Annotated in this window: 19 protein-coding genes; 14 read left to right on the top strand and 5 right to left on the bottom strand. The window is 37.0% G+C overall.

Features of this window, described 5'->3' with window-relative positions:
• Positions 1-226: 226 nt before the first annotated feature.
• The 6 genes from KYG33_RS21840 (at position 227) to KYG33_RS21865 (ending at position 6,817) form a co-directional block, all read left to right on the top strand.
• Positions 227-2,491: a family 20 glycosylhydrolase gene (locus KYG33_RS21840; protein WP_219072413.1), complete on the top strand. Its 2,265-nt coding sequence runs from the start codon at positions 227-229 to the stop codon at positions 2,489-2,491.
• A gap of 18 nt (positions 2,492-2,509) precedes the next feature.
• Positions 2,510-3,151, top strand: a complete 642-nt coding sequence (locus tag KYG33_RS21845) for a Crp/Fnr family transcriptional regulator (protein WP_180565499.1) — start codon at positions 2,510-2,512, stop codon at positions 3,149-3,151.
• Positions 3,152-3,426: 275 nt separating this feature from the next.
• Positions 3,427-4,221 (top strand): sulfite exporter TauE/SafE family protein, encoded by a 795-nt coding sequence (locus KYG33_RS21850; protein ID WP_219072414.1) that lies wholly within the window; start codon positions 3,427-3,429, stop codon positions 4,219-4,221.
• An 84-nt stretch (positions 4,222-4,305) separates the two neighbouring features.
• Positions 4,306-5,730: an MBL fold metallo-hydrolase gene (locus tag KYG33_RS21855; RefSeq protein WP_219072415.1), complete on the top strand. Its 1,425-nt coding sequence runs from the start codon at positions 4,306-4,308 to the stop codon at positions 5,728-5,730.
• Between the two features lie 11 nt (positions 5,731-5,741).
• Positions 5,742-6,305: a YeeE/YedE family protein gene (locus KYG33_RS21860; RefSeq protein ID WP_219072416.1), complete on the top strand. Its 564-nt coding sequence runs from the start codon at positions 5,742-5,744 to the stop codon at positions 6,303-6,305.
• Between the two features lie 29 nt (positions 6,306-6,334).
• A complete protein-coding gene (locus KYG33_RS21865) occupies positions 6,335-6,817 on the top strand; it encodes a DUF6691 family protein (protein ID WP_219072417.1) in 483 nt (160 codons plus the stop codon).
• A 50-nt stretch (positions 6,818-6,867) separates the two neighbouring features.
• Here KYG33_RS21865 and KYG33_RS21870 read toward each other — a convergent pair whose 3' ends face one another.
• The 4 genes from KYG33_RS21870 to KYG33_RS21885 form a co-directional block, all read right to left on the bottom strand.
• On the bottom strand, positions 6,868-8,268 hold the full coding sequence (locus tag KYG33_RS21870) for a TolC family protein (protein WP_219072418.1): 1,401 nt from the start codon (positions 8,266-8,268) through the stop codon (positions 6,868-6,870).
• 1 nt (position 8,269) lies between these two features.
• Positions 8,270-9,427 (bottom strand): HlyD family secretion protein, encoded by a 1,158-nt coding sequence (locus tag KYG33_RS21875; RefSeq protein ID WP_077415222.1) that lies wholly within the window; start codon positions 9,425-9,427, stop codon positions 8,270-8,272.
• Between the two features lie 5 nt (positions 9,428-9,432).
• Positions 9,433-9,798, bottom strand: a complete 366-nt coding sequence (locus tag KYG33_RS21880; protein WP_077415220.1) for a DUF3302 domain-containing protein — start codon at positions 9,796-9,798, stop codon at positions 9,433-9,435.
• 224 nt (positions 9,799-10,022) lie between these two features.
• A complete protein-coding gene (locus KYG33_RS21885) occupies positions 10,023-10,628 on the bottom strand; it encodes a Crp/Fnr family transcriptional regulator (protein WP_077415218.1) in 606 nt (201 codons plus the stop codon).
• 109 nt (positions 10,629-10,737) lie between these two features.
• Here KYG33_RS21885 and KYG33_RS21890 point away from each other — a divergent pair, with 109 nt between their 5' ends.
• From KYG33_RS21890 to KYG33_RS21925, 8 genes are all read left to right on the top strand, one after another.
• Positions 10,738-11,736 carry an isoaspartyl peptidase/L-asparaginase family protein gene (locus KYG33_RS21890; RefSeq protein ID WP_077415216.1) on the top strand — a complete coding sequence of 333 codons (999 nt, stop codon included), beginning with the start codon at positions 10,738-10,740 and terminating at the stop codon, positions 11,734-11,736.
• 47 nt (positions 11,737-11,783) lie between these two features.
• The gene (locus KYG33_RS21895) at positions 11,784-12,338 is read left to right on the top strand and encodes a hypothetical protein (protein WP_077415214.1); all 555 of its coding nucleotides are present in this window, start codon (positions 11,784-11,786) and stop codon (positions 12,336-12,338) included.
• Positions 12,339-12,358: 20 nt separating this feature from the next.
• On the top strand, positions 12,359-13,021 hold the full coding sequence (locus tag KYG33_RS21900) for a copper homeostasis protein CutC (RefSeq protein WP_219072419.1): 663 nt from the start codon (positions 12,359-12,361) through the stop codon (positions 13,019-13,021).
• A 114-nt stretch (positions 13,022-13,135) separates the two neighbouring features.
• The gene (locus KYG33_RS21905; RefSeq protein ID WP_219072420.1) at positions 13,136-15,604 is read left to right on the top strand and encodes a beta-mannosidase; all 2,469 of its coding nucleotides are present in this window, start codon (positions 13,136-13,138) and stop codon (positions 15,602-15,604) included.
• Positions 15,605-15,741: 137 nt separating this feature from the next.
• Positions 15,742-16,650, top strand: coding sequence for an AEC family transporter (locus tag KYG33_RS21910; RefSeq protein WP_077415208.1), 909 nt, complete (start codon positions 15,742-15,744; stop codon positions 16,648-16,650).
• 439 nt (positions 16,651-17,089) lie between these two features.
• Positions 17,090-19,537: a primosomal protein N' gene (gene priA / locus KYG33_RS21915; protein ID WP_219072421.1), complete on the top strand. Its 2,448-nt coding sequence runs from the start codon at positions 17,090-17,092 to the stop codon at positions 19,535-19,537.
• Between the two features lie 161 nt (positions 19,538-19,698).
• Positions 19,699-21,168: a D-alanyl-D-alanine carboxypeptidase/D-alanyl-D-alanine-endopeptidase gene (gene dacB / locus KYG33_RS21920; protein WP_077415204.1), complete on the top strand. Its 1,470-nt coding sequence runs from the start codon at positions 19,699-19,701 to the stop codon at positions 21,166-21,168.
• An 83-nt stretch (positions 21,169-21,251) separates the two neighbouring features.
• Positions 21,252-23,180, top strand: coding sequence for a M1 family aminopeptidase (locus KYG33_RS21925; RefSeq protein WP_077415202.1), 1,929 nt, complete (start codon positions 21,252-21,254; stop codon positions 23,178-23,180).
• A gap of 66 nt (positions 23,181-23,246) precedes the next feature.
• On the opposite strand, the gene KYG33_RS21930 is transcribed toward KYG33_RS21925, so the two are convergent.
• Complete coding sequence (locus KYG33_RS21930) at positions 23,247-24,125, bottom strand: cupin-like domain-containing protein (protein ID WP_077415200.1); 879 nt, start codon at positions 24,123-24,125, stop codon at positions 23,247-23,249.
• Positions 24,126-24,146 lie beyond the last annotated feature (21 nt).

A 24,146-nucleotide genomic window follows, 5' to 3' on the forward strand; every position in this document is an offset into this window, starting at 1 on the left:
TTTACAAATTTAAATCTTTTAATTTTTTTAAGTCGTCTAAGTTGATCAAAAAGCAAACCATAATGTACAGAATATAATAGAAGAATATCTAAGAACATGTTTTAGCAAATGGTAAATTGTCCATTCACAAGAATCTAAACAATTTAAGGTGCTTAAATTTTGTGTTTAAAAAGACCCCAAGAGTTTTGAAAAATAATTATCTTAGCTCAAACCTTAACCACTTCCAATGATACGGACTTTTTTAGTATTTTTTGTATTGATTTCAAACGTGATTTTAGCCCAAAATAAATTGAATCTAATCCCTTACCCTCAAAAAGTTGAATCTTTACAGGGAGAATTTATCATTCCTGAAAAATTCGTATTAAGTGGTGATCTGCCAAAAGAGGAAACAGAATATTTCAAAAAAAGGATAGGATCTCAGTTAGAATTTCAATATGCTCAGAAGAGTGGTGGTATTCATTTAACGAGTTCTATGATTCCTCCGCTTTCTCCGGCAGATGCTGAACAGAAAAAAGAATATTACTCAATAGAAATTTCTCCAAACCAAATTCATGTAAAGTCTTATACCAAGCAAGGATATTTTCTGGCTCTTCAAACTTTAGTTCAGATTATTGAGCAGTTTAAAGAAACAAAAAAAATTCCGGCAATGAAGATTGAAGATCAGCCGAAGTTTGCCTGGAGAGGAATGCATCTGGATGTATGCCGTCACTTTTTCACAGTGGATGAGGTGAAACAGTATATCGACTATCTGGCCATGTACAAACTGAATACTTTCCATTGGCATTTAACAGATGACCAGGGATGGAGAATTGAAATAAAAAAATATCCAAAGCTTACTCAGATTGGATCAAAACGTAAAGAATCCATGATTGGAGCTTATGTTGATAATACTTTTGACGGAAAGCCATACGGACCTTATTTTTATACCCAGGAACAAATAAAAGAGGTGGTAAAATATGCTCAGGACAGACATATCACAGTAGTTCCGGAAATCGAAATGCCGGGCCATGCTTTGGCTGCTTTATCCGCATATCCTGAATTGGCCTGTACAAAAGGGCCTTTTGAAGCCGCTACGAAATGGGGTGTTTTTGATGATGTTTTCTGTCCGAAGGATGAAACATTTACGTTCCTGGAGAACGTTTTGGACGAGGTGATGAAGCTATTCCCATCCAAATACATTCACATCGGCGGTGACGAATGCCCGAAGACGAGATGGAAAGAATGTGCACACTGTCAGGAATTAATTAAGAAAAATAACTTAAAAGATGAGCATGGCTTACAAAGCTATTTCATTCATAGAATTGAAAAATATGTCAACAGCAAAGGACGAAAAATCATTGGCTGGGACGAAATTTTAGAAGGAGGATTGGCACCCAATGCTGCTGTAATGAGCTGGACTGGTGTAAACGGAGGTATTGAAGCTGCAAAATCAAAGCACTTTGCTGTAATGACGCCCGGAGCATATTGTTATTTCGACCATTATCAGGGAGATCCGCAGTCAGAGCCAAATGCTTTTGGAGGTTTTACTCCTTTAGACAAAGTATATTCTTATAATCCTATTCCTTCCGAACTGAATGCAGAACAGGCAAAATATATCATGGGAGTTCAGGCCAATTTATGGACAGAATATATTTTAGACTTTAAACAGGTGCAATATATGATCTTTCCAAGATTAATGGCACTTTCTGAAGTAGGCTGGGGAACATCGGACCCCAAAAATTATAAAGAATTTGAAAACAGGGTAATCAACCAGTTTAAAGTTCTGGATAAGATGAAGGTGAACTATGCAAAGAGTATTTATAATATCACCGGAAAAGTAATTCCTTCAAATAACGGAATTGCTTATGAACTGTCAACTTCACAAAACTCAAGTGGGATCAGGTACACGTTGGACGGAACAGATCCTTCCATCAATTCTAAAACCTATCAGAATGCTGTACAGATTCCTAATTCTTTAACGATAAAATCTGCTTATTTTGAAGACGGCCAGTTGAAAAGCGCTGTTTCTACTCAACAATTTACCATTTCAAAGACCACAGGGAAAAGTATAAGTCTTGAACAGCAGCCCAGTGAGAATTATTCTTTCGGAGGCGCTTTTACTTTAGTTGACGGTATTATTGGAAATGTAAAACAGTTGGGTAAAACATGGCTTGGTTTTCAGGGGAAAGATGTGGTGGCAACTATAGATTTTGGACAGAAAACAGCTTTTTCAGAAGTTTATTTCAATACTCTTGAAAATAAAGGAAGCTGGATTCACCTTGCCAGATCTGCAAAAATTTTCGTTTCTGATGACGGTAAGAATTTTAAAATGATCAAGGAAATTGCTGCTGCAGAGATCCAAAATGCCAAAGGAAAAGTCAAATTGAACGTAAGAACACAAAATGCAAAATTCCTGAAGGTAAGTATTGAAAATGCAGGAATCATTCCGGCAGGAAACCCAGGAGCAGATTCAAAAGCATGGTTGTTTGTTGATGAAATTGGTGTAAATTAGCTTTATTAGAAATAAAAAATGCAGGACGATACCGTACTTTCTTCCGAATTTTCATCATCACCGGATCTGGTAGAAAAGCTGTATCAATATGGTACAACCAAAAGCTATCATGAAGGAGATATTATATTAGATGAAAATGCTTCCATTCGTTCCATTCCTATTGTGATGAAAGGAATGCTGAAAGTCATCAGGACAGAAGAAGACGGACGTGAAATTTTACTGTACTACATCAAAGCGGGAGAAAGCTGTATCATGTCTTTTCTTGGCGGGATGCACAATGAAAAAAGCATTGTAAGGGCCGAGATTGAGGAAGATGCGGAAATCCTTTTTCTGCCTGTAGACAAAGTGTCTTTATTCATCAAAGAACACCCGGAATGGTTAGACTATATCTTCAGATTGTATCATAAAAGATTTGAAGAACTATTGGATATCATCAATGCCATTGCTTTCAAAAAAGTAGATGAAAGACTGTTGAATCTGCTGCAGAAAAAATCAGAACTTATCCATTCTGAAACCATTAACACAACTCATGAGCAGCTTGCGAATGAGCTGGGAACCGCAAGAGTAGTAGTTTCCAGACTCCTAAAACAGCTTGAAGAAGAAGGAAGACTGAAATTAGGCAGAAACAAAATCACCCTTTTAAAAACCCTCAATTCATAAACTATACCTCATTTTAATAAAGGATACTCAAATTCCCATCCTTTGGAGGGGGCAAAAATTCAGAGAATTTTTGACGGGATGGTCAATGATCATCACAAACCAAAAGTAAAGCAATCTCAAAGTTGAAAGATTACTCTATCTCCCAACATAATCTCTTGTGTCCTTTGTGAACATATTAGTGCTCATTCGTGTTAAACCTTTCCTTATGTAACAAAAGTAGCTGTAGCCTTCCCCTCACTTTCCCATTTTTGTATCAGAATTATTTGAATAGTGAAATGGAAATTATAGGATATGCAGCAGCAGTTTTAATCGGGATCTCTCTCGGTCTGATCGGAGGTGGAGGAAGTATTCTCACCGTTCCCGTTTTGGTTTATCTCTTTGGTCTCGATGCCTTTCTGGCAACGGAATATTCCCTTTTTATAGTGGGAGTAAGCAGTTTGGTGGGGTCAATGTCGTATTTTAAAAAAGGGTTGGTCAATTTTAAAATGGCAATGATATTTGGAATTCCTTCTGTGATTTCCATTTTTCTGACCAGAATATATCTTCTTCCTTTTATTCCGGAAGAGGTGCTCAGAGTGCAAAACTTTATCATTACCAGAGATATTTTTTTATTATTGGTTTTTGCAGGTCTGATGATTCTGGCTTCTTATAAAATGATAAAAAGTAATGTTTCAGAAAAACTTCCAGAAAGGACTTTGGATAAGAATAATGCTTTGCTGGCAGCTGGGCAGGGTTCTGTTGTAGGCGTTCTGACCGGATTGGTAGGAGCAGGAGGTGGTTTTATGATCATTCCTGCGTTAGTCAACCTTTTGAAAATTCCAATGAAGATTGCGATAGGAACTTCTTTGGTCATTATTTCCTTCAATTCTTTGATAGGCTTCTTCTCTTCTGTAAATCAAGTAAAAATAGAATGGAAACTATTGATCTCTATTACAACAATTGCCATTGCAGGAATTGTAATAGGTTCACAGTTATCAAAAAAGATAGACGGTAAAAAACTGAAACCGGCATTCGGATGGTTTATCCTTATCATGGGCATTTATATTATGTCTAAAGAAATATTCTTTTAAATTTCTTATGTAACAAAAGTAGCTGTAGAGGAAAAAATAAAGCAGGAAATTTGTATCAGATAACAAAATCAAAAAAAATATATAATGAAAATAGAACAGATTTATACAGGATGTCTTGCGCAGGGAGCTTACTATATTACTTCAGCTGGGGAAGCAGTAATTATTGATCCTTTAAGAGAAACACAGCCTTATATCAACAGATTGCAGGAAGATGGAGTACAGTTGAAATATATTTTTGAGACTCATTTTCATGCAGATTTCGTAAGCGGGCATCTTGATTTAAGCCATAAAACCGGAGCTCCGATTGTGTATGGACCGAGCGCAAATCCTGAGTTTAAGGCCATCATTGCAGAAGATCATCAGATATTTGAAATAGGAGATATTAAAATTAAAGTCCTTCATACACCTGGACACACTCTTGAGAGCTCATGTTATCTCTTGATGGACGAAAATGGCGTTGAAAAAGCACTTTTCAGCGGTGATACCTTATTCCTTGGAGATGTAGGCCGTCCGGATCTGGCACAGAAAGGAGCGAATATGACTCAGGAAGAACTGGCAGGACTTTTATATGACAGTTTGTATCATAAAATTTTGCCTTTACATGATGATATTACTGTATATCCTGCCCACGGGGCCGGTTCTGCCTGTGGTAAAAATATGCAGAAAGAAACGATAGATACATTGGGAAACCAGAAAAGAACCAATTATGCTTTGAATCAAAAAGACAGACAAAGTTTTATAAAAGAAGTAACAGATGGACTTTTACCTCCTCCTGCTTATTTTGCAATGAATGTTATGATGAATAAAAAAGGATACAACAGTTTTGATGAAGTTCTTTCTCAGGGATTGCATGCTCTTGCTCCGGAAAAGTTTGAGGAAATTGCTGAAGTTTCAGGAGCTTTAATTTTAGATGTAAGAAACAATCGTGAATTTGCAAAAGGTTTTATCCCACAGTCGGTAAATATAGGACTGGATGGTGATTTTGCCCCTTGGGTAGGAGCTTTAATTGCTGATGTAAACCAACCTATTCTTCTGGTAACGGAAAAAGGAACTGAAGAAGAAGCGGTAACAAGATTAAGCAGAGTGGGATTTGATCATATTTTAGGATTTTTGGAAGGTGGATTTAAAGCTTGGGAAATGAGTGGAAAAGAAACAGACTTTATCAACCGAATTTCTGCAGAACAGTTTGAAACCGAAATAAAAGGTAATGAAGAAAAAATCATTGATATAAGAAAAGAGAGTGAATACAATGCAGAACATATTCATGAAGCCTACAGCATGCCTTTAGCGTATATTAATGAATGGATTAATGAATTACGGGCGGAAGAACATTTTTATATGCATTGTGGAAGCGGATACAGAAGTACAATGGCCGCAAGCATCCTTCAGGCAAGAGGATATAGGGATTTTACAGAAATTGAAGGAGGTTTTAAAGCTATTGCATCCACTACAAGTATTCCTAAAAGTGATTTTGTGTGTCAGACTAAAATTTTAAATAAATTAGATTAAAAAAAGAAAAAATGCTGGAGATTATAAAAGAACCGTGGCCATGGTATATTGCAGGCCCATTAATTGGTCTTACCGTTCCTGCCTTATTGCTGATGGGAAATAAATCCTTTGGAATAAGCTCTTCGCTGAGGCATGTCTGTGCTGCCTGTATACCGGCAAATGTGAACTTTTTCAAATACGACTGGAAAAAAGAAGCCTGGAATTTATTTTTTGTACTAGGAATCTTCTTCGGAGGGATGATTGTTGCCAATTTTTTGCTTAATCCTGCAGAAATAATAGTTAATCCTGATCTGAAAACCGAACTGGCAGGCTACGGAATTACAGATTACAGCAGTCTGATCCCGGTACAACTGATGAATTTTGAAAATCTGCTGACCTGGAAAGGATTTATCACAATGGTTGGTGGTGGTTTTTTAGTAGGTTTCGGAACAAGATATGCAGGAGGATGTACCAGCGGGCATGCAATTATGGGGCTTTCCAATTTGCAGTGGCCTTCTTTGGTGGCAACAATCTGTTTTATGATCGGAGGTTTTGTAATGGCCAATCTTATTCTGCCTGTGATCCTTTCCCTGTAAGTTTAATTTGTAAAGAGAATTTTGAAATAATGATAAAAGAAAAAGATATACGCCTTCAGGATACTGTTTGTGTAAATGAAAGTAAGCTTACGCATCAATGGTATCACAACCTGAAATACCTTGCTGCAGGAGTTATTTTCGGAATTATATTTGTGAAAGCAGAAGTCATCAGTTGGTTCAGAATACAGGAAATGTTCCGTCTGCAGTCTTTCCATATGTACGGAATCATCGGAAGTGCTGTATTAGTGGGAATGATTTCTGTAGAGTTGATCAAGAAATTCAAGATAAAAACAATATATGGCGAACCCATTACACTGGCTCCCAAGAAGTTCAATAAAGGTCAGATTTATGGAGGATTGATATTTGGTTTTGGATGGGCCATCACCGGAGCTTGTCCCGGACCTCTTTTTGCTCAGATCGGAACAGGAGCTTTGGCAGTATCTGTTACTCTGTTGAGTGCTGTTGCAGGAACATGGGTATATGGATATTTCAGAGACAGATTACCCCATTAATATCTTAAAAAAGACTGTAGAAAATAATCCGCAGTCTTTTAAGTATAAAATTATGAATAAATGAAGTTCTCTGCGCCTAAAGCCATATAAAGATTAATGCGCTCTATTCTGTACTGAAGTTCCAGACTGATGAGGTTCATTTCGTTTTTCAGGAGATCCCTCTGTTTACGGATCAATACAAAACTGTTGTTTGTGCCTACTTTTATTTGTTTCTCGGTGAGCGTAATATTATTTTTCAGCTCATTGACGGCCTTAGTAGTAAAAGTAATCTGTTTTTCAATAGAACGGAGATTGGCCAAAGAAGACTCCACTTCGTTCAAAGCATTCAGAACAGCTTTTGAATATTCTTCAACAACCTGTTTCTGCTGGGAAGTTTTTATTTCCACATTCTTTTTTAATTTTCCGCTGTTGAATAGCGGAGAAACCAATCCGCCACCCACTTTTAATAAGGGACTTGAAAATAAAGAATTGATAGATTCCACATTACTTCCGGCAGATCCAAGAGATGAAGTTATGTTCAATGAAGGAAGTCTTGCTGCCTTTGCCTGCTGTACTTCATAAAAAGCCTTTTCAATCTGAAAATGACTGGCCTGTATGTCTGATCTGTTTTCCAAAAGTTCAAGAGGAAAAGACTCAGGAATACTATTCCCGGCAGGATTAAAAAAGTTTTGGGTTGCCAGTTTCCCTTCCGGATATTTTCCGGTGAGCAGTTCCAGTGATCTTCTGGATTGTGCATTCGCATTTTTTACCTTTTCCAGATAGCCTTGCAGGGAAATAATCTCTCCTGTTATATTAGAGATATCCAAAGCATTTGCTGTTCCAACCTTCTTTTGAATAACATATAGCTTTTCCAGGTCTTTAGATTTCTGAATGTAACTTTCAATCTTATCTTCCTGAATATTTCCTGCGATATTCAGAAAATAAGCTTTAGCAATCATCCCGGCGATAGATTGATGCAGCAAGGTATTCTGATGTTTTGCAGAAAAATAATTGCTGGTGCTTGCCATCTGTGAAGATTTGTTTTTCCCCCAAAGATCAATCTCCCAATTAGCTTTTAATGCAAGACGCCTGATCTGGCTGTCACTTACTAAATTATTAGAAGTATTGGCTACTGCGCTTACACTGGGATAAAGATCACTTCCTGCAATTTCCATTGCCAGTTCAATCTGATTCAGTTTTTCCTTTACAATAATCAGATCAGCATTGTATACCATTCCTTCATTAATCAGGGTTTCCAGTTGAGGTGTTTTAAGATCATTGATCCAGTCATAGGAAATGGATCTGGAGTTCGCTTTTCTGTCGAAGATCCATTCATCCGGGATTTCTATATGAGAAGCAATTTCACTCTTTTCTTTAAGCTGGTTTATATTTTCCTTAGTTGGCTCTTTATAGCCAAGGCATGAACTTAAACTTACGGAAAGTACACCCAATAAAATTAATTTCTTGTACATGTTAATGAAGTTTAGGAATCAGATAGTTGATTTTACTGCTGACACGTACCATTACTTTTCGGATAAGATGAAGCGGTTTGATATGGTCAGAATAAATGACAGCCGTTCCCCTTGCCCCGACGGTAAGCTGTTTCTGGCTATCTTCCAATACAAACTTGGCGATAAGTTTCCCATCAGTTTCCGGTAATTGTCTCGCAGTATCAGGAAGCCCCGCTGTAGAACCGTTTCCTCCCAACATTCCTCCTGCATTATTCATAATTCCCTGGCTGGTAGCATCAATCACGTATTCAAGTCTGGCCTTCACTACTTTTCCCGGTTCTGTTTTAAGAGCCAGCTCCACTTCATCACCGTTTTTTACCGTTTCCAGTTCGTTCTGGGCAAAAAATCCAATCACTGACTGTTGCTTCTGAATCAGAACGAAAGCAGATTTAAAAGGTGCCATGATTGCTCCTTCATTCAACTGAACATTGGGAATTACTCCATCGGTGGGAGCCAGAACAACGGTTTGGGAAAGATTCCATTTTGCCTGATCCAGCTTTGCCTGAATTTCAGATACCGATGAATTTTCTCCACCATAAGAAGCATTGGATTTAGTCTCCAAAGATTGTTGCTGTGACTGTGCAGCACTGATTCTGGACTGCAGATCCTGTACATTGGTGACTGCCTGCTCAAGATCAAATTTATTAGCCGCTCCTGCTTCCACCAATTCCTTATACTGAACTGCTCTTTTATTAGCTAGATCCAGCTGTGACTGTAAACCTGCAATATTTTTCCTGGAAGCTGAGATGTCTGTATTATAAGAACTTACAGTAGCTTTCATATTGCTTAGTTTAGCTTCCAGAGATTTGATTTCCTGTACATAAGGCTCTCTGTCCAGTACAAATAAAGTGTCTCCCTTTTTTACTTCCTGATTAGTGGTGACATATACTTTTTTCACTTTCCCTAAAACCTGAGTGGTAATATCCACACTCCTGTTTCCCACCTTTACATCAGAAGTGATAGGACAGTAGTAATTTAGGCTTAATATCAAAGCAATAGATCCGAAGATAGGTAATGAATATACCACCACCTGTGTGGTAAATGTCCAAGGGATCAGTTTTAATTTTTTAATAAGGAGCCAGCATATTCCGGCATATATTGCGACGAGTAGTTCCAGCATATTTGTTAATTTTCGAGGGTTTTAAATTCTTCTTCAGTAGAATCTGTGTTATCCATGTCTTTTTTAGGGGGTTCTGGGTTTCCGTAATCATAGTTGGCCCAGATTAACGCAATCGGCCATAAAAGGCCTCCGAAAACAAGGGAAAGGAGGCACATACTTTTTATGGCGTTCAGCTGAGGATGTTTTTTTTTCTCAGCTACTTTTTCCGGATAGATATGAACTTTCCAGAAAAGATAAATTCCTGCAATAGGTAAAACAAGTAAAATTAACCAAGAAGCAGAATTTGCTATATTATCTTCTAAGCTGCCTGTTGATGCCTGAACAAAATTGCATGATAATAACAGGCAAAGAAGTAAGGATATTCTTTGCATAAAATAATTGTATGAGGTAATAATAAAATGTAAACAAGGTTGTAACCTGGCGGTCAGTATTTAACCTGCCGATTACTGTGAATCTTAAGAAATATTAAAGGTAATTCAATAATAAGTCGTTTTTTTAGGTGATATTTTTCTCATTTTGCTTTTTAATTAATGGTATAATAGTGTTTTGAGTAAGCAAAAATAGAATGAATAAAGTGAGAAAAAGTATTCCTAAGTTATTTTTTTCTTTCGTTCCTTTTTTTATGGATACGGGCTGTCATTCTTGAAAGTGAGTTGGGAGTGATACCCAGAAAATTAGCAATATACTTTCTGTTGGCATTCTGTGAAGTAAAAGGACGGGTTTCCAGAAACTCTTCATACCGGGAATGCGGGGAAGTAGAACAAAACTGTTCTGTACGTACTTTTAATATACTGATGATCTGTTTCAAAGATTTGAGATATACATTATAAATCCCTCTGTTCTGAAATGCAGCTTCTTCAAATTCATTCTTGTTGAAAAGGAAAATCTGACTTTCCAATACGGCTTCTATAGTATATTTTCCTTCATTTTTATTAGCATATGACTCCGGGCTTTCCATAATGGCAGCTTCCTTTTCAGAAGGGAGAAAAAGATTGCTTTCAACGCCGTCTTCATCATCAAAGAAAAACCTTAATAATCCATGGGAAAGAATGAATAATTGATTAAAAGACTTGCCGGGTTCTGTAAGCTTTTCTTTTCTTTGAAGCAATTTTGGGGTACTGATATTAACCAAAATAGTAATTTCTTCATCAGAAAGTTCCTGAAAAAAAGAGATATTTCTGAAAGTTTTAAATGAGTCCATTACAGCAGTAAAGATAAATAAAAATAATACACGGATATTCGTTGAGCCGCCATGAGGATTTCATAGAAGTTTTTTTTAGATTTGTGGGTATTATACAATTTGAGATACCATGAACAATAACCGAAGAAGTTTTATTAAAAAACTGGGAATTGCAACAGCCGCACTTGCCGTAAACCCACTGGATCTAATGGCTGCCGAATTACCTGAACCTATTGTCACAGCTGTAAATAAACCGATTGTCCTTTCTACCTGGAATTTCGGATTAAAAGCTAACGAAGAAGCATGGACGATCCTTGGAAAAGGAGGAAAGGCTTTGGATGCAGTAGAAAAAGGAGTTCGTCTTGTAGAATTAGATCCTAAAGAAAGAAGTGTGGGGTATGGAGGCCGTCCGGACAGAGATGGAAGAGTAACGCTGGATGCCTGTATCATGGATGAAAATTATAATATTGGTTCAGTAGCATGTCTGGAGCATGTGAAAAACCCTATTTCCGTTGCCAGAGCAGTTATGGAAAAAACACCCCATGTTATGCTGGTAGGTGACGGAGCATTGCAGTTTGCCCTTTCACAAGGATTTAAAAAAGAAAATCTTCTCACTCCGGAATCTGAAAAAGAATGGAAAGAATGGTTAAAAACCAGCCAGTATAAACCCATAGCCAATATTGAAAATCACGATACCATAGGAATGATCGCGTTGGATGCCCAGGGAAACCTTTCCGGAGCATGTACAACCAGCGGAATGGCTTTTAAAATGCATGGAAGAGTAGGAGATTCCCCCATTATCGGAGCAGGCCTGTTTGTAGATAATGAAGTAGGAGCGGCTACGGCAACCGGTCATGGCGAAGAAGTGATAAGAACGGTAGGAACCCATCTTGTGGTTGAACTGATGAGACAGGGTAGAAATCCACAGGAAGCCTGCAAAGAAGCAGTAGACAGAATTGTAAAAATCGCACAGCGAAGAAACAAAAACCTAAAAGACATTCAGGTAGGCTTTATTGCGATTAATAAACAGGGAGAATATGGTTCTTACTGTATTCAGGACGGATTCAACTTTGCCGTTTATGATCAGAAAGGAAACCGCCTTGAGAAACCGGAATTTGCTTTGAAATAATTTAAAAATTCAATAGGAATGAGCTTTAGCCAAAACATACAACAAATATGAAAAGAACGATTATCGCTTCTTTATTTCTGATTATTGCATGCAAAGAAGAAAAGAAGGAGATGAAAACAGCCATAGAACCACAGCAGACAGAAGAAAAAGTAGTTTTAAATAATGAATCCAATGAAGCAGAAGATGCAAAAAAATGGTTGGAAAAGAGCATTGTTGATTATTTTAAAGCTGATATCGGAAGTGAAGAAAAGAGTATGCAGAAGATCACAACCAAAGATTATTTCGATTATAAAACGGATGCAACAAATGTAGATATGGATGTAGATGGAAGCCTTACAGAAAAAGAGTTTCAGGATAAGTGGAAATCGAAATTTGATACGAGTAAATCAGGGATTGGAGTAGGTTTCTTAATTACAGCTCAGGATTGGAATAAGATTGAAGTCGGAAGCTGTGATTTAAAATCTTCCTCAAAAGATGAATATACCTTTAATGTAGTGTTGGTTGATGATGGTTTTAAAGCGAAATATCCTTCAGTAATAAAAGTAGTAAAAGAAAACGGTTCCTTTCTCATTGCAGATGTATTGCAGGACGAACCAAAATAGAATTAAACAGATATAATACAATGTCAAAGATAGAAATAGCGTGTTTTAATCCTGAATCAGCAATGATTGCTTTTGAAAACGGAGCTGACAGAATAGAATTATGTGACGGTCTCAGTGAAGGTGGTACAACCCCGGATTTTGAAACTATGGAAAAGCTTCGTGAAAAAATTAATATTCCGGTTTTTGTAATGATCCGTCCTAGAGGAGGAGATTTTACTTATTCTGATTCAGAATTTGAACAGATGAAAAATGATTTGGTTTATTTGAAATCTTTAAAGGCAGATGGCTTTGTATTCGGTATTCTCGACGAAAATGATGAGGTTAATATTGAACAGAATAAAACATTAGTAGAACTGGCTGCACCGCTTCCATGTACTTTCCACCGTGCCTTTGACCGTGCTGCAAGCCTGGAAGAATCGTTAGAAAAAGTAATTGAATGCGGCTTTACAACCATTCTTACTTCCGGCCAGAAACCCAATGTATCAGAAGGAAAAGAAAATCTGAAAAAGCTGGTTGAACTTTCCGATGGAAGAATAGAAATACTTATAGGAGGTGGACTTCGTTCATCCAATATTGAAGAAATAAGAGCAACTACAAATGCAGATTACTTCCATTCTTCTGCAATTACTGATGGCGGGGCTTTTGCCAATCCGGATGAGGTGGCTGCATTGAAGAGTAAATAATAAATGATATACGCTCAGTTTGTCATTCCAAGCGCAGCAGGAATCTAAATTCTTAGAGTAGAAATTCCTTCGTTCCTCGGAATGACAAAATAATGATACAAAACAAATTTATTGATGAATAGAACGATCCTTTTTGCTTTTCTTTTCACGCAGAATATCCTTTCTGCACAGTTTTCCCAGAGAAGTTTATCTTCCGAAAACTGGCAGTTTAAAAATTCAAAAGATCAAAACTGGCTTCCTGCGAAAGTACCGGGAACAGTTCATTTGGATCTGATGAATAACAAGATTATTCCTGATCCTTTTAAAGATGAAAATGAAAAAAAAGTACAATGGATAGAAAATGAAAATTGGGATTATCAGACTCAATTTACGGTTTCATCTCAGGAATTGAAAAATGATAATATTGATTTGGTTTTTAATGGTCTGGATACATTTTCTGAAGTTTATCTTAATGGAAAGCTCTTAAAAAAAACGGATAATATGTTCAGGAAGTGGAATATTCCTGTAAAACAATATTTAAAAGCAGGTAATAATATCGTACAGGTAAAGTTTCAATCTGCCGTCAATACCGGAAAAGAACTGGCTAAAAAAATCTCGTTTACGATGCCGGAATCACCAAGAAGCTTTGTGAGAAAAGCACAATATCAGTTTGGCTGGGATTGGGGACCAAGGCTTGTTACTGCAGGAATCTGGAAGGATGTTCAATTAGAATTCTGGAATAATGCTAAAATTATTACCGTTAAAGATATTCAGAACAAAACTTCTAAAACTATTAATGATTTACGTTTTGACGTAGAAATTTATGCAGAAAATACAGGTGATTACACCTTAGATCTTAATAAAATTCACCAAAAAATATCTTTAAAAAAAGGAATCAATACAATTTCGGTTCCTTACGAAACAAAAGGAATGAAGCTTTGGCAACCTAACGGACGTGGTGATGCTAATCTTTATGATTTTAAAATAAAACTTTCAAAAGATCTTAAGAATATTGATGGTAAAAATATCAGGATAGGATTAAGAACGGTTGAATTGGTACAGGAAAAAGATGAAAAAGGAAAGTCGTTCTATTTTAAAGTGAATGGACATCCGTTATATATTAAAGGAACCAACTGGATTCCGGGAGACAGTTTTTCACCTAGAATGACCAAAGAAAAATACCATCAGCTGATCAAAGATACCAAAGACGCCAATATGAATATGATCCGTATCTGGGGCGGAGGTATTTATGAAGACGATGAGTTTTATAAAGCATGCGATGAAAACGGGATTTTAGTCTGGCAGGATTTTATGTTTGCAGGAAGTTTCTACCCTGCAGACGAAGCATTCTTGAACAATGTAAAAGAAGAAGTAAAAGACCAGGTCAGCAGACTTCAGAATCATCCTTCGATTGCTTTGTGGTGCGGGAATAATGAAATTGATGAAGCTATTGTCAACTGGGGGTATCAGAAACAGTTTAAATATTCAAAAAACGATTCGCTGCAGGTTTGGAAAGACTATAAAAAGTTATTCCATGATGTGATTCCCAATGCATTGGCAGAAAGCCTGAAGTCAGATAAAAATATATATTGGCCGAGTTCGCCGTCCATTGGCTGGGGACATAAAGAAAGCCTTACAGAAGGAGATTCTCATTATTGGGGAGTTTGGTGGGGTGAGCAGCCATTTGAAATTTACAACGAAAAAGTAGGGCGTTTCATGTCTGAATATGGTTTTCAGGGAACACCCAGCCTTGAAACTACAAAATCCATGTTTTCAGGAACTCCGGATTTAAATCTACAAAACTCAACCATCAAAGCGCATGAAAAGCATGCCCGTGGCTGGGATATTATTAATGAATACCTGAAACGCGATTATAAAATTCCTGCAGATTTTACACAATACAATTATGTTTCACAGCTATTGCAGGCAAGAGGAATGCAGATCGCGATTGAAGCTCACCGCCGTGCAAAACCTTATAATATGGGAACACTGTATTGGCAGCTTAACGACTGCTGGCCTGTAGTTTCATGGTCGTCTATAGATTATCTGGGAAACTGGAAAGCCTTCCATTATCAGGCAAAAAGAAGCTTTGAACCTGTATTGGTATCAGTTGTAGAGACCGAAAAAAACTATGATATTTATCTGATAAGCGATCTGTTGAAAGAACTGAAAACAGATATAAAGTTTGAACTCATTGACTTCAAAGGAAAAACACTTTGGAAAGCCAATCACTCAGATGTTGTAAATGCCGATGTAAGTAAGAAAATTAGAAGCATTAACAAATCAGAATTGGCTCAGTTTAATCTGTCTGAAACTGTTTTAAAGATCAGTTCCGAAAAAGATGCAGCACTTCAAAAACTGTTCTTTTTCAATAAACCAAAAGATATAAAGCTCCCAAAACCTGAGATTAAAATCAGAAAAATATCACCCACTGAAATTGAAATGTCAACAGATGTCTTGGCAAAAGATATCTATCTGATCGGAGATACTCATTTCAGTGATAATTTCTTTGATCTGTTACCAGGAACTTCAAAAAGAATTACCCTTTCCAAACCTTTGGAAAAAATTGAAGTCATGAGTCTTTGGGATGTGATGAAGGACTAATGTTTTTCTAACGCTCTCAAGTAGTCAAACCATGTCAAGGTTCTAAACCTTGACATGGTTTATACCTAAAAAAATATAAATTTTACCCTTCCAACTCAAAAATCAGCCGTAAATTTGCATCATATTTCTTTATAATTATGGTAAATTTTGTTCTGATTGCAGTGTGTATCATTGCAGGAATGATATTCAAAGCAACAAAATCTATCCACCCCGATGCCCACAAGGGTATCAATACCTGGATTCTTTATCTTGCTCTTCCGGCAGTTTCGTTTAAATATCTGCCTAAAGTAAAATGGACAACAGAAATGTTGTTTCCGATTGCAGCCACATTTTTAATTTCTGTGTTCTGCTTTTTCTTTATGATGTTTTACAGCAAGAGCAGGGGATATTCAAGGCGTTCAAGAAGTACTTTGGAACTGGCAAGCGGTTACAGCAATACATCATTCATAGGATTTCCCTTAATCAGTGCTTTTTATGGAGAAGGTCTCCTGAGTATTGCCATTATTTGTGATCAAACAATGTTCTTTGCCCTTTCAACCCTCGGAATTATTGCTGCAGTGAAAGGAGGAAGCAGATCAGGAAAAGTAAGTGCAGTATTTATTTTAAAAAGGCTTATTACGTTTCCACCATTAATTGGCTGTATCTCCGCTTTAGTATTATCGCAGTTCATTGATTTTACCGTTGCAGAACCGTTTTTTGATAAGCTTGCAGCTACGGTAAGTCCATTAGCCCTGTTTTCGGTTGGACTACAGCTGAAATTTAACGGATGGAGAAAACTCATTCCGCAGATGTCGATGTCAATGCTTTATAAGCTTATTCTGGCACCGGCAATTGTTCTTGGGATGGCTTTATTATTGGGAATAAAAGGAGATTTAGCTAAAATTACTGTATTTGAAGCGGCAATGCCAACATTGGTTACCTCGAGTATCATTGCAGAACAGTTCAGACTCAATACAAAACTGACCAACCTGATCATTGGAGTCAGTATCATTGTAGGATTTTTTACTTCTGTATTTTGGTATGAGATGACCGAATACTTTTTTTAACGATAAGATGGCTCTTTCTCAATACTGTCAATTGATATCGGTTTTATACATGTTATTTGTCATTCCGTAGGAATATCTTAGCTAAGTGAAACGCCTTTGCGAACGAATTAAACCAATTAATAATACCTTTGCGAATATTGCGTTGTAATCTAGGTTTTGGCTAAAGCCAATTGAAATTTTAATTTTTATCAAACGGACTAAAGTCCGTTCCTATTGAATTATTATTGATTTTTTTTGCAAATTTCGCTGATTGAACAGGTTGTATTCCTGAAGTATATCAAACCAATTGTCATTCCGATTTCTATGGCAAAATGAAAGGTGGGAATATACCTCATAATTCTTAAGTAGGATTCTAAGGTTTGTTAAAGAGCATCAAAGAATTTCTGCAAAGTTGCAGTTCTCTGAAGAAAAATCTAATTTTACACTTTAAATATTTCCCTTGCAATACGCTCAAATTGTTTTACCACTGAACCTCAAAGGATCTTTCACGTATAAAGTTCCCGAAGAAATGATGTCCGAAATTCAGTCCGGAATGCGTGTTCTGGTACCGTTTGGAGGAAAGAAAATCTATACAGGACTTGTATTTGAGCTTCATAATAACGCACCGGAAAACTTTGTAGCAAAGGAAGTCATCAGCATGCTGGATGATAAACCGATTATGCCTCAAGAGCAAATTGATTTCTGGAATTGGCTATCGGAATATTACATGTGCAGTCTGGGAGAAATCTACAGGTTTTCATTCCCTTCTTCATTAAAACTGGAGAGTGAAACCTATTTAAAATTAAAACCTGGAGTCGTTGTAGATTTTGAAAATCTTGATGTCAACGAAATGTACCTGATTCAGGCACTGGAAGTTCGGCAGCTGATCAATCTGACGGATATTGAGGCTTTTATTCCTAAAAAAGATATCATCAAGACTGTCAATTCATTGATTGATCTTCAGTATATTGAGATTGACGAGAAAATTGCTGAAAAATATAAAGCCAAAGAAGTAGCTTACGTAAGAATTAAGGATGAGGTTTTGGCCAATCAGAACCTTACGGATATACTTTTAAAACTAAACAGAGCCCAAAAGCAGAAAGATCTGTTCCTTCTTATTTTAGAAAAACAGACAGAAAATCCTGATGCTCCTATCAAAAAATCTGAGCTGTTTGAGGATGGTTATTTCGGAAGTTCACACTTTAAGCCTTTAGCAGATAAAGGTCTGGTGGAGGAATACTACATGCAGAAAGACAGAATTGAAAGCTATGAAGGAGAGATTGAAGAACTGGAAGAGCTTTCAGAACAGCAGAAAATTGCTAAATCTGAGATTGATGAAGCATTTGAAGAAGGGAAAAATGTCCTGCTTCATGGGGTAACTTCATCCGGGAAAACACATATTTATTTAGAAAAAATTGAAGAATGTATCAAAGAAGGAAAGAATGTTTTGTTTTTACTTCCTGAAATTTCCCTGACCAAACAAATTACCCAGAGATTAGAAAAAAAATACGGCCGGCAACTAGGATTTTATCACCAGAAACTGACCGATTTTGAAAGGGTTGAAGTCTGGAGAAGAATCAGGCAGAATGATATCCGTATTCTGATCGGAACCCGGAATGCTTTGTTTTTACCTTATCAGAACCTGGGACTTATTGTGGTAGATGAAGAGCATGATTCTGCCTACAGACCAAGAGAAGTGACCCCTTATTTTAACGCTAAAGATGCATCGTTGGTATTGGGTGGATTTTATAATGCGGGAGTGATCCTGGGATCTGCAACACCTTCTGTTGAAAGCTACTACAGAGCCAGAAAAGATAAAATGAAATATATTTTCCTGAATGAAAGATTCGGGAATGTAAATCTGCCGGAATATGAACTGATCAATTTCAAAGAAGCCCTGGAATCTAAAAAAGTTTCCGGAAATTTCTCTCTGAAACTCGTTGAAGAGATTAAGAAAACGGTGGATGAAAAAAAGCAGGCGATTGTTCTGCACAACCGTCGTGGCTATTCCAATGTAATAGAATGTGAGAGCTGTGGGTATGTCAACTACTGTTCCAATTGTGATGTGGTAATGACCTATCACAAGGCAGCGAATGAAATGAAATGCCATTACTGCGGACAAAGAGCTTCCAAGCCAAGAACCTGCCCGAAATGCAATTCCGAAAAGCTGAACGAAAGAGGAGTAGGGGTAGAGCAGATTCATGAAGAGGTTTCCAAACTGTTCCCTGAAAACGAAGTGGACAGAATGGATGTAGATTCTATGCGTAAGAAATTTGCCTACGAAAAGCTGTATGAAAAGATTGAAGACGGAGAAACAGATATCATCGTAGGAACTCAAATGATTTCTAAAGGACTTGATTTTGATCATATAGAACTCGTTACAATTCCAAAAGCGGATTCCTTATTATATGTACAGGATTTCAGAGCAGAAGAAAGAGCTTATCAATTGATCACACAGGTTTCAGGAAGAGCCGGAAGAGTTTCCGGAAAGGGAAGAATCCTTATTCAGACTTTCAATCCTGAACATTCTGTATTCCAGCTGATCAAGATGAACAATCCTGCAAAGATCTATAAATATATCCTTACTGAGCGCCAGAAATTCCATTATCCGCCGTTTACTAAGCTGATTATGATTGAAATGAAACACAGAAAGGAGGATAAAGTGGACCGAGCTTCTCAGTTTCTGGGTTCTATTCTCAGAAAATACCTTCCTGAAGATTGTGTTTTAGGCCCTGAAAGAGCTCAGATTGCAAGGCTTAATAATCTGTACCAGTTCCAGATTATGCTTAAGCTTCCCCGTGGGAAAAACTATGAGAAATTCAAAAGCCTGGTTTTGATAAGTTTAAAAGAATTTGATGAAATCACTGCATATCAAAGCATTAAAAAAGATGTTTTTGTAGATTTTTAACAATTTTTAACAAACTTTACACTCTTTTATAATGGGTCAGTGGTCCGTTATATAACAATAATTTCTACTTTTGGACGTTGATTAAGTGTTTGGCTCTTTTATTGAATGATTTAACCTTTCATTTTTTATAGAGTCAAAACTATAGAACAAAAAGAAGATAGATGGTAAATTTCAGAAAATATATTTCAAGTGCGGCGGTGTTGGCTTCTGGTCTTTTCCTGGCTCAATCTACCGTTTCTACCGTTCTTTATTCTCAGAATTATGACAGTCAGAAAAGCAGTCTAAACCTGCCTTCACCCGTTAGTACGATGGTGGAGAAAACTGTGTTGTCAGCAAAAGAACTTGTAGATATTAATGTGAACACAATGATGGCGGATCCTGTGCTGAAAAATGCAAGCTGGGGATTCGTAGTGTACGATCCGAAAACGAAGAAGGTAATTTCTTCGTACAATGAAAATACTCCTTTAGTACCTGCTTCTACTACAAAGCTGCTTACGACGGAAACAGCATTAAACCTGCTGGGTGAAAACTACCGTTGGATGACTCAGCTTGAATATTCAGGAACTATAGATGAAAATGGAGTTTTAAATGGAAATCTTTATGTGATAGGAAGCGGTGACCCTTCTTTGGGAACAAACAAAGCGGGTGCATCATCTTACAGAGATATTATTTCAGATTTCGTAGGCGGAGTTTCAAGAGAGGGAATCAAAAAGGTAAATGGTGATATTATCATTCAGACAGCGCTTTTCAAAGGTAATATTTCAATGCTTCCGGAAAATGTTGTATGGTTGGAAAACAATAATTATTATCTGCCTGCAGGAAGTACCCGTGATATCAACCCAGCTAACGAAAAACTGATCGTTAAAAAAGGAGGTTTCTCAACGGAAAAGAAATTTTTCTATGTTTCTCCTTACGCTCATCAGATGGTGTATGCTGATAAATATGAAGGAAATGGAGTTTTAACAACCAAACTTCCCGATGCTCCTGCATACCTTGCGAACTCTTTCAGAACAACATTGGTAAAAAGCGGAATTCCTGTTACCGGAAAAGTAAGTCCAAAAATGACAGATACAGCTCCGGAAGGAAGAAAAATGCTTTCAGCTTATAAATCCCCAACTTTAGGTGATATTATTTATTATACCAATCAACACAGTGATAATTCATTGGCTGAAGCGTTGCTAAGAACTGTTGGTTATCAGAAAATGGGTGACCAGACCTCAGAATCAGGAAGAATTGTGGTGACTAATCACCTGAAAGATGCCGGTTTTGATATGGTTGGTCTTAATTATATGGATGGAAGCGGACTTTCAAGAAGCAATAATGTAACTCCTATTTCCCAAGCGAAGTTTCTTACTTCTTTGATGGATCAGAAATATTACAGATCCTATCTTACTTCTTTACCGATCGGAGGACAATCCGGTACTTTAAAAAGAATGTTCATTGGAGAAGGTAACGGACAGGTTTTTGCGAAAACAGGAACGTTGAATAAAGTAAAAACATTAGCAGGTTATCTGAAGACGAATTCCGGGAAAACATTGGTGTTCTCTTTAATGGTGAATAACTATTCCGGATCGGTAGATATGGTGAAAAAGAGAATGGAGAAAATTCTTGAACCTGCACTGGATCTTTAAATATTTTTTATTTTATATATTATAACAGCCTTTTAATCATTGATTAAAAGGTTTTTTTTATATTTGATTAAATTTTTCTAAACATGACAAAATTGTACCTTTTGGTGTTGGGATTTTTAATTTCCCAGCAATTCTATAGCCAGAAGCATGAGCAAAACATCGATATGAAAGGATTGATCGAAAAAGAGAAAAAATCCTTTACGCAAAAAATGAATATCGGGAATACAAATCCCAATACTCTGAATTACGATTTACAGTATCAAAGAATGGATGTTACTCTTAATCCGGCTTCCAATACTATTTCCGGATCGGTAACTTCTCATTTTAAGCCTACTCAGAATATAGGCAGTATTTATTTTGATCTGACAACTTCTTTAACGGTTTCTCAGGTTAAATATCATGGGAACAACCTTACTTTTCAACAACTTCCTTCCAACGAAGTGAAAATTGATTTTCAAGCTCCGCTCACTGCCAATACACTGGATTCTCTGACGATTCACTATTCAGGTACGCCGCCTAGTGCCAATGGAGCCTTCACAACAGCTACTCAGGGCGGAGTTCCGGTACTTTCTACGTTAAACGAACCTTATGGTGCACAAGACTGGTTTCCAACAAAACAAAGTTTGAATGATAAAATTGAAAGATTTGATTTCAAAATTACAACGCCATCCAATTACAGCGTTGCTGCCAATGGAAAACTAATGTCCGAAACTTTTCCTACAGGATCTACGAAGCTTACTTTCTGGAGAACAATGTATCCTACACCCGCTTATCTGATTGCACTTTCCATTACTAATTTTGTCAAGCTTACTGATACCATCGGAAACCCTCCGTTTCCTTTTGTCAACTATATTTATCCTTCCACCAATTCAAATCAAACCAGTCTGAATAATATTGAATGGACGAAACAAGTGATGAATACTTTTGAAACCTATTTTGGTTCTTATCCTTTCCGAAATGAAAAATACGGACATATGGAATTTATGTATGGAGGAGGAATGGAGCATCAGACAATGTCTTCTATGGGAGGTTGGAGCAAGCAGCTTATTGCCCATGAGCTTACTCACCAATGGTTTGGAGATAAGGTAACTTGTGGTGCATGGAATGATATCTGGCTGAATGAAGGTTTTGCTACTTTTGGAGAACATCTTGCCAATGAAAAACTACTGATGACCAATACAGAGTTTCTGAATTATCTGCAAGGTCAATCCAGTTATATTACAGCAAGTACAACAGGAACGGTGTATGTACCGGATACCGGACTTTCAAGTATCAACAGAATATTTGACAGCAGACTGTCTTATTCCAAAGGAGGATATGTATTGAGAATGTTGAAGTGGATTTTAGGTGATGCTGTTTTTTATCAGGCGCTTAAAGATTATCACGCAAGACCGAATCTGGCTTACAGCTATGCGCGTACTGCAGATTTTAATGCTTCTTTGCTTCAGTCTACCGGGACAGATTTTACAGGATTTTTCAATGACTGGGTGTATGGGGAAGGATATCCTACGTATACTATAAAATGGATGCAGGGCGGTAATCAGGCTTTATTTAAAGTTTCTCAGACACAAAGCAGCTCTGCCGTAAGCTTTTTTGAAATGCCTTTACCTATAAAAGTAACCGGAACTTCAGGGCAGACTGCGTATCTGGTTCTTAACAATACTACAAATAACCAAAGTTTTTTAGAATCTGTAACATTCCCTATTGCTAGTGTTCAGTTCAATTATGAGTACCAGATTCTGGAGAAAAACTCTACTGTTACCCAGGATAATACTTTAAGTGTTTCTTCTGTTGAGAAGGAAGGTTTTGGTCTATATCCAAATCCTGCAAAAAATGAAATTAATCTGAAAGGAATAAACAGAGCTTCAGATTTTACGATTCATGCTGTAGATGGAAAACTGGTAGGAAAAGGAACGTATCAGCCAGGTAAAGCGATTGGAATTTCAGAACTGATTCCAGGAACTTACTTCATTACGATTGATGAAAAGAGCATCAAATTCATTAAACATTAAAATTAAAAACTGTAAAATATCAATAAGTATTTTACTTGTCATTAACGATAAAATAACAGGAAGCTTTCAGATTTGAAAGCTTCTTTGTTTTCTGGCCGCTTTAGCTCCTCTTTTTCGGGCTGTCTTTATTTTGTACTCAAACCATTTTTCTTTGAATAATTTACGCATGAAATTATCAAAATGTCTGGTGATGACTAAATTTTTAAATCCTCTCCATTTTTCGAGAGGGCTTGATGGAAGCGCTCTTACTGAGATAGAATATCCCTCCGTATCATACTGGATATAGTGCCACCATCCGGAAGGAATATAAAGTGTCTCTCCGGGATGAATGACTGCTTCATAACCACTTAAATAACGTAGAGCCGGATATTTTCTGTAATCTGGATTTTTAATCTGAGCCAGGCTGTGAAAATTGTAGGGGAGTTTATACATTAAATCGGACTGTTCCCACGGGAAGAGCCAGATTCTTTTGGTTCCCTGAAACTGGGTAATGAAGACATGTGACATATCAATATCAATGTGGTTTCTGGTTACAGAACCTTCACCTCCAAAAAACATAAAAGGCAGCCATTTCAGTATTTTACCACTCGTAACATCATTGTAGATAAGATCATTTTTAAGTTCGGGTTTTATTTTCAATAAATTAAATAAAAAAAGGCGGTGTTCAGTAGGAGCAGACTGTATAAGATTCAGATATTCTGAAAATGTGCTTTGGGCTATAGGATCACTTGCCACTCTATCAAGGGAATCAAGTTCACTACCGTAAATGTTTACCTTATGATCTCCTGCAATTTCTTTGAAATAGTCATAATTCCACTTTTTGAAGGCAGGGCTTTCCGGATGTATAAAATCTTCAATAATAATTGGAATTCTCGGCTTCATATGGTTATTAATAAAGGTTTCTGAATTGATTGTCTTTATTTTTTGTACCGGCTTTAATCTCATGCTCTCAAATTTTAAACAAAT

The organism is Chryseobacterium sp. D764 (assembly GCF_019317325.1).
GTDB lineage: Bacteria > Bacteroidota > Bacteroidia > Flavobacteriales > Weeksellaceae > Chryseobacterium.